5 protein-coding genes are annotated in these 7,600 nt (G+C 71.8%); 2 read left to right on the top strand and 3 right to left on the bottom strand.

The features are described from left to right. Positions 1 to 236: 236 nt before the first annotated feature. Positions 237 to 1,646: a class I adenylate-forming enzyme family protein gene (locus ABZS54_RS41160; protein ID WP_355548010.1), complete on the bottom strand. Its 1,410-nt coding sequence runs from the start codon at positions 1,644 to 1,646 to the stop codon at positions 237 to 239. 254 nt (positions 1,647 to 1,900) lie between these two features. Next, positions 1,901 to 3,133, bottom strand: coding sequence for an ROK family transcriptional regulator (locus ABZS54_RS41155; protein WP_355548007.1), 1,233 nt, complete (start codon positions 3,131 to 3,133; stop codon positions 1,901 to 1,903). Between the two features lie 221 nt (positions 3,134 to 3,354). Here ABZS54_RS41155 and ABZS54_RS41150 point away from each other — a divergent pair, with 221 nt between their 5' ends. Then, entirely contained in the window at positions 3,355 to 4,839 is a 1,485-nt protein-coding gene (locus ABZS54_RS41150; RefSeq protein WP_355548005.1) for an APC family permease, read from the top strand. Continuing rightward, on the top strand, positions 4,836 to 5,873 hold the full coding sequence (locus ABZS54_RS41145; RefSeq protein ID WP_355548002.1) for an ROK family protein: 1,038 nt from the start codon (positions 4,836 to 4,838) through the stop codon (positions 5,871 to 5,873). Before ABZS54_RS41150 ends, ABZS54_RS41145 begins: the two co-directional genes overlap by 4 nt. A 63-nt stretch (positions 5,874 to 5,936) precedes the next feature. Here ABZS54_RS41145 and ABZS54_RS41140 read toward each other — a convergent pair whose 3' ends face one another. Next, positions 5,937 to 7,226, bottom strand: a complete 1,290-nt coding sequence (locus tag ABZS54_RS41140) for an MBL fold metallo-hydrolase (protein ID WP_355547999.1) — start codon at positions 7,224 to 7,226, stop codon at positions 5,937 to 5,939. Between the last annotated feature and the right edge of the window lie 374 nt (positions 7,227 to 7,600).

Here is a 7,600-nt window from a genome sequence, read left to right as displayed (position 1 = left end):
GGTGGCGCGCGACGGTGGCCGCACACGCGGCCGCCGGCGCGGCCACGTCCAGCGGGCCGTCCAAGCGCAGCAGCACCGAGAGGTGATGGGCGGACTCGGCGGGCAGCGTGCGCTCGGTCACCCATACGCCCAACTGGGCGGCGCACAGCGGCGCGAAGGGCAACTCGGCAGGCGGTGGAGCGGCGGGTCGGACGCCTTCGCCCTCCGTCGTCGGGGGGTCTGCTCGTTGGTGACAGTCATGGTCGGACCTCGTCGTCCAGGAGCCGGCGCAGCTCACGCTTGAGGATCTTGCCGCCCTCGTTGCGCGGCAGGGATTCCCGGAACAGCAACCGTCCGGGCAGTTCGTGTGCGGCGAGACGCTCCATCAGGAACACTCGCAGCTCGGTCGCGGTCAGATTGCCCAGCGGTACCACCGCCGCCGCGACGGTCATCCCGAGCACGGGATGCGGAACGCCGAAGGCGGCCGCGTCGATGACCGCCGGATGCTCGTGCAGGGCGTGCTCCACCTGCAACGTGGAGACGTTGTGGGCCCCGAACTTGATCACGTCCCGCTCGCGGTCGACCAGGTACAGGAATCCGTCCGCGTCCAGGTGGCCCAGATCGCCCATCCGCACCCAACGCCCGGAGAACACCCCGGAATCGGCGTTCTCGCCGTAGTAGGACCTGGGCGTGGTCGGCGAGCGCAGCCACACCTCACCCGTCTCGCCCACCGGCAGTACCCGGCCCGCGTCGTCGGTCACCCGCAGGTCGCGCAGCGACGCGGGCCGCCCGGGCGAGTCGGGGTGTTCGGGATCGAAGAGCATCGTGGTCTGGGCGGGCGCGGCCTCGGTGGAGGTGTAGTAGTTGACGATCCGGGCCTGCGGGAACAGCCGGGACAGGCCCAGCGCGACACTCTGCGGCAGGGCGGCGGCGGTGGAGCCGAGCAGCCGCACACCGAAGAGGTCGCAGCGCCGCACCCGTTCCGCGGCGAGCAGTTCGATCGCCATCGCCGGGACGACGAACACGCTGCCGACCGTGTGCCGTTCGATCAGCCGGGCGAAGTGGCCGGGGGTGAAGCGCGGCGCTGCGATCGCGGTCGCCTTCGCGTCCAGCGCGTTGATCAGCATGGTCTGCCCGGCGTTGGTGCCGACCGGGAACGCGTGCAGGAAGTGCGCCGAGTGCCCCAGCGGGCGCCGGCGCGCGTCCAGCGTGCAGCCGTGGACGAGGTTGGCGTGCGTGGCGGCCACGCCCTTGGACGTGCCGGTGGTGCCGGAGGTGTACAGGATCTGGGCGAGGTCGCCGGGCGCGGGCGGCGGGAGTTCGCGGCCGGGGTAGGTCTCGATGTCCTCGACCGGTGCGCTCCAAGCGCCGGTGCCGGCATCCGGCGGGGTCAGTTCCGCGCGGTGCAGCACGGCCGCGGCCCCGCTGTGCCTGAGCAGGTGTCGCACCTCGGCGGGGGCGAGCCGATCCGACATCGGCACCGCGACCGCGCCGGCCCGCTGCACGCCCAGGTAGGCGGTCGCGTAGTCGATCCAGTCGCCGTTGCCGTACAGCAGCGCGACCCGGTCGCCGGCGCCGATGCCGCGCGTGCTCAGCCCGGCGCGGGCGCGTGCCGGTGAAGGACAACACCCCGGAGCGCTCCTCGGAGCCCGGGGCGGTCCTCGCAACCCGAAAACCGCCGGCCTCCACGTCCTGCGCGCCCCCACCGCACCCGAGCGCCGGCCGAAGCGGTCGCCGCGGCGGACCGGCTGATCGTCTTGTCGGTGGTCGGCGAGCAGGGCCGACCAGGGCCGGACCCGGGTGCTGCGCACCCTGATCGGCCGCCTCGGCGAGGTGGCCCGCCGACCCACACCCACCCGAGGATGAGCTTGCCCGATGCCCGCCACCGAACGCCGCGGAGCCGGACGGGGGCTTGAAGACTTTAGCCCTGCGCGTGGTGGGCGAAGACCCGCTCCCGGGCCGTGGACACCGCCGTGGCGACCGCGCCCAACAGGACCGCCTCCTCGCCCAGGCCGCTCGCCACCACCCGTGGCCGCAGCGGGGTCAACTCGTGCAGCGCGGTGGTCATCGGGCCCATCAGCAGATCGGCGTTCGCGCCGATCCCGCCGCCCAGCACCACGAGTTCGGGATCGAGCACCGCGGTGACCGCGGCCACCACGTGCGCCAGTCGCTGCGCCTCGTGTCGCACCGCGCCGGCGGCCGGCTCCACCCCGCGCCGCGCCGCGTCGAAGACGCCCTTCGCGGTAAGCGGCCCGGTCATGCCCAGCGCCCGGGCGCCGCGCACCACGGCGTCGGCCGAGACCGCGTCCTCCAGCATGCCGCGGCGCGGCACCGGTGCGCTCGCCCCGTGCCCGACCCGGTCCGAGGGTCGCGGCGACAGCGGCAGGAAGCCGATCTCACCGGCCGCGCCCGAGGCCCCGGGGAACAGCCGCCCGTCGGCGACGATGCCCATGCCCAGGCCGGTTCCGACGGTGACGTAGACGAACAGCGGACAGGCCACGCCGGCTCCGCTGTGGTACTCGCCCAGCGCCGCGAGGTTGGCGTCGTTGACGATGTCCACGGTGGTGCCCAGTGCGCTCTCCATCCGCCCGCGCAGCCCCGGACGACCCCACCCGGGCAGGTTGACCGCGTAGCGGATCCGGTCGGCGGCACGGTCGTACACGCCCGGACAGCCGATCACCGTGTGCACCACGGCAGTCGGCGTCAGGCCCGCGTCGGCCACCACGGTCTGCGCCAGATCGGTGGCGGTGGCCAGCATGGTCGTCGAGGTGCGGGCCCGGTTGTGTCGGTCCTGCCGGGCCAGCAACCGGCCGTCCAGGTCGGCGACCGCGACCCGGATCCACGACCGGCCGACGTCGATACCCACGACGTAGCCCGCGGTCGGATCGGGTTCGTACAGCAGCGCGGCCCGACCGCGCGCGCCGGTCTCCAGCCCCACCGCACGGACCAGCCCGGCGCGCTCCAGCGCCTCCAGCGCGGTGGACACGGTGGGCTTGGACAGACCCGTGTCTCGGGCGAGTTGGGCGCGCGAGATGGGCGCGGTGGCGCGTACCCGGTCGAGGAGCACGCGCTCGTTGATGCTGCGCAGCACGCCCCGGTTCCAGTGCGCCACGGCGGGCGGGTCGCTTTCCGGTGGGATCCCACCTGCGGTCATCGGCTCTCCGTCAGTGGTCGAGGTGCTCGCGCCACTGTAACGGCCATGGAAGGGCAAAGATGTGGGCCGGATCGGGACTCGCCCTTGACGGGGATTAGTTAAGGAATTTTACTTTACAAACCGGCGGCGCCAGGCGCCGGATCGCACCACGAAGTCCCTTCCTCCGCACCCCCGTTCCGACCCCCGGTGTCCCCCGGGGTCCCCTGTTCTGGAGGTTCACGGTGAGCGCCGGCCCAAGAGCGACCACGCCGGACGGCGGATTCGTCCGCCGGATCGGCCTGTTCCAGGCAACCGCGATCAACATGAGTCAGATGTGCGGCATCGGTCCGTTCGTCACCATCCCGCTGATGGTGGGCACCTTCGGCGGCCCGCAGGCCATCCTCGGCTTTCTCGCCGGCGCCCTGCTCGCCCTCGCCGATGGGCTGATCTGGGCCGAACTCGGCGCAGCCATGCCCGGCGCCGGCGGCACGTACATCTACCTGCGCGAGGCGTTCCAGTACCGCACCGGCCGGCTGATGCCGTTCCTGTTCGTCTGGACCGCGATCCTGTTCATCCCGCTGATCATGTCCACCGGCGTGCTGGGCATGGTGCAGTACCTGCAATACCTGTGGCCCTCGATGTCGCAGACCGAGGGCGACTTCGTCGGCGTCGGCGTCGTGGTCCTGGTAATCCTGCTGCTGTGGCGCAAGATCGAGTCGATCGGCCTGCTGAGCACCATCATGTGGGTCGTCATGCTGATCAGCGTCGGCGCGGTGATCATCGCGTGCTACACCAACTTCGACGCGGACCTGGCCTTCACCTACCCCGACGGCGCCTTCGATCTGGGCACCACCGGCTTCTGGCTCGCCTTCGTCGGCGGCCTCAACATCGGCATCTACGACTACCTCGGCTACAACACCACCGCCTACCTCGGCGCCGAGATCAAGAGCCCCGGCCGGGTACTGCCACGTTCGATCGTCTACTCCATCGTCGGCATCATGGCGATCTACCTGATCATGCAGATCGGCGTACTCGGAGTCACCGACACCGACACCATCTCCGGCTCCTCCTCGATCGGTTCGCTGGTCCTGGAGAAGGCGTGGGGCAAGGGCGCGGCCCAGACGGTGACCGTACTGATCCTGATCACGGCTTTCGCATCCGTGTTCGCCGGCCTGCTCGGCGGCTCGCGCGTGCCCTTCGACGCGGCCCGCGATCGGGTGTTCTTCAAACAGTTCGCCCGACTGCACCCGCGACACCGCTTCCCGACGGTGGGCCTGCTCACCATGGGCGCGGTCACCGCGGCGGGCTTCCTGATCGGCAACCACACCGACTTCAACACGATCATCGTGCTGCTCACCGCGGTGATGGTGATCGTGCAGGCGGTTTCCCAGATCGCCGCACTGATCGTGCTGCGCCGCCGGCAACCCGGTCTGAACCGGCCGTACCGGATGTGGCTGTACCCGGTGCCGGCCCTGGTCTCGCTGGTCGGTTGGGTCGCGATCTTCTGCTACGCCGACAAGAACTCGCCCGGACGCCACCCGATCGAGTGGGCGCTGGCATGGGTGGCACTGGGCTGCGCCGCGTTCCTGGTGTGGGCCAAGGTGGAGCGGACCTGGCCGTTCGGTCCACGCGAGATCACCGAGGAATACCTGAACCGGTCCGACTCCGACGCCGGTGCGGGCGTCGCCGGTTCGGGTGTCGTCGGCAACGTCGCGGAGCCCGCATGACGGCGCTCCACCGAGACCGGACCCCCGGTACTCCCGACCCCGCGCCCGCGCCGGAGCAGGCATTCGTCTGTTCCGGCGCGGGCGCAGGCGAGGCATTCGTGTGCGGCATCGACTTCGGCGGCACCAAGATCGCGCTGGCCACCGCCCGCCCGGACGGCACGGTTCTGGCGAGCGACCGGTTGATCACCGACGCCCGCGAGGGCGCGGTCCAGGCGGTCCGACGGGCGGTGGCGGCGACCCGCGAATTGGTCGCGCACACCGTCGCGGCCACCGGCGGACACTGCGCGGCCGTCGGCGCGGTCAGCCCCGGGATCGTGCTGCCCGACCGGATCCTGCTCGCGCCCAATGTGCCCGGCTGGCAGGACCTGGCACTGGCCACGATGCTGTGCGACGGGCTGGGCCTGGAGCCCGGACGGGTCGCCGTCGGCAACGACGCCAAGGCCGCCGCGCTCGCCGAATCCCGCTGGGGCGCACTGCGTGGCGCGGACCCGGCGATCCTGCTCACGGCCGGCACCGGGATCGCCGCCGCGATCGTGCTGGGCGGGCGGGTCCTGAACGGCGCGCATGGGGCAGCCGGCGAGATCGGCTACCTGCTGCGCGGTCGCGACGACACCGGATTCGGCGCGGGACGCGCGCCCCTGGAGGAGTACACCTCGGGTATCGGGCTGGGTACGCGCGGCAGCGAAATGCTCGGCCGCGAGGTGGACGCCGCGGCGCTGTTCGCCGACCCGGACCCGCGGGTGCGGGCGCTGGTCGACGAGGCGTTGGACGAACTGGCGGTACACGTCGCCAACTTGGCGATCGCGCTGGACGTGGAGCGGATTGCGGTCACGGGCGGGCTGATGCACTCCGCTCCGCGTGTTCTGGCCGCGCTTTGTGCGCGGGTGCGGGCGGGGGTGCCGTTTCCGCCTGTGGTGGTGCGGGCGCGGTTCCTGCAGGATGCTGCGCTTCGGGGGGCGCTCTCGTTGGCTGCGGAGTTGTTGCGGTCTCCGGGGGCCGGGGCCGGGGTGGCCTCAAGCGCCGGCCGGGCTTGAAAGGCTTGGCCTCAAGCGCCGGCCGGGCTACTTGGCCTCAAGCGCCGGCCGGGCTACTTGGCCTCAAGCGCCGGCCGGGCTGGGTGGCCTCAAGTGCCGGCCGGGCTGATTTGGCCCCATGCGCCGGCCCGGCTGCTTGGGCTCAAGCGTTGGCCGGGCCGAAGGGCTTGGTCTTATGTGTTGGCGGGGCTCGTGGGGGCGTAGCGTTGGAATTCCCAGGGGTCGTGAGAGGAGAAGACTTCGACCTCGGTGCCGTGCAGGCGGGCGAGTTCGCGTAGGCGGGCGGTCGACCTCGGCGCCGAGTTGTACGAAGTCGAGGAGCGGGTGGGAGCGCGGGGCGTCCGGGTCCACTTCGCCGTGGTAGAAGTACGCGTCGCCGGCGTGCAGCAGCCAGCGCTCGCCGGTGTCCACGGCGACGGCGCTGTGGCCCTCGGTGTGGCCGCCCAATGGAACCAGCAGGATCTCCTCGGGCAGGCCGTCCAGTCGGCATACCGCGTCGAAGCCGAACCAGGGGTCGCCCTGTTCGCTCGCGTACGTCGCCCAGCGCGGGCCGTGCGCGAGTTGCGCGGCACGGTAGCGGTCGGCGCCGCCGGCGATACCCGCCTCGTACTCCGCCTTGTGCACATGGACGGTGGCGTGCGGGAGGTCGGCCAACCCGCCCGCGTGGTCGCGGTCGAGGTGGGTGAGCACGACGTGCCGGACGTCCTCGGGGGCGAATCCGAGCCGACGCACCTGGTGCAGCGCGGTCTCGTTCAGGTCCAGGACGGGAGCGGCGTAGCCGACCCACTCGGCGCCCAGGTACTCGTCCGGATGCCTGCGGCAGCGGCGTACGTAGTAGGCGTAGGCCAGCGCCAGGACCATCGGCCCCCACAACATTCCCGGCGCGATGCACACCTGGGCGAGCGTGGACCACCACACGTTGGCGAAACCTTTTGCACCGTCGAGGACGCCGAACCAGGAGAGCAGTGTCGGTGTCCAGAATGCGGTCGCGGCCAGGCCGCCGAGGGTCGCGGGGATGATCGCCGCATAGGGCGGGATGCGCTTGCCGCCGACGAACGGAAGCCACCCGGGCGCCACTTCGCCCCAGCCGCGCACCAGCCCGAAGCACAGCAGTCCCAGGGCCTCGGTGAGCACGCTGAGGGTGAGCACGTAGGGGAGGCTGATCCAGACGTTCGGCATGGGTTCGTCGCCGACCAGGCCCATTTCGAAGCGCAGGCCGAACGGCAGTCGCCACAGACATTGCGGCAACAGCACCCACGGGATCGCGCGGGCGACGCGCCGTGCCCAGCGTGGAACGGGCTGTTCGGTGTCGACGGAAGTCGGTTTCGGGCGCGGCGCGTTGATGGCCTTCACGCCCCAACCGTCGGCGGTCGGAGGTCGGCGCGGGTCCGTCCGAGGAGGGGCGTTCGGTGCGACCGGGGGTGGAGTTCGGGCCGGACTCGCGGTGGGTATACGAGGTGCGCACACCAGCCCGCACGGCCGGGACGGATCACCCGTAACCGGTGGATCCGGGGGAGATCGCCCCTGCCGCGGCCCGGTTCGCGCACCGGTTCGGCGTATGCGGCCGGGGGCAACGAGCACCGGGGAGGATTTCCGCGTCCGACTCGATGGTGGTGCGGATTTGCCGCGTACGACCTGCGACGGTCCCCGCATGGTCCGCCGCACGGGCGGCAGCGTTTGTGGTGCTCCGCCGAAGTGCCCGGCGAACGCGGCGGCGCCGTGCCCTC

The organism is Embleya sp. NPDC005575 (assembly GCF_040605455.1).
Taxonomy (GTDB): Bacteria; Actinomycetota; Actinomycetes; order Streptomycetales; family Streptomycetaceae; genus Embleya.
Note: the sequence above shows the minus strand (reverse complement) of the source record. Positions and strands in the feature narration are given on the sequence as shown.

What these genes read in the sequence shown, in the direction of transcription:
- ABZS54_RS41155 (WP_355548007.1), bottom strand. Translation starts at nt 3,133, where the DNA reads ATGACCGCAGGTGGGATCCCACCGGAAAGCGACCCGCCCGCCGTGGCG.
- ABZS54_RS41145 (WP_355548002.1), top strand. Translation starts at nt 4,836, where the DNA reads ATGACGGCGCTCCACCGAGACCGGACCCCCGGTACTCCCGACCCCGCG.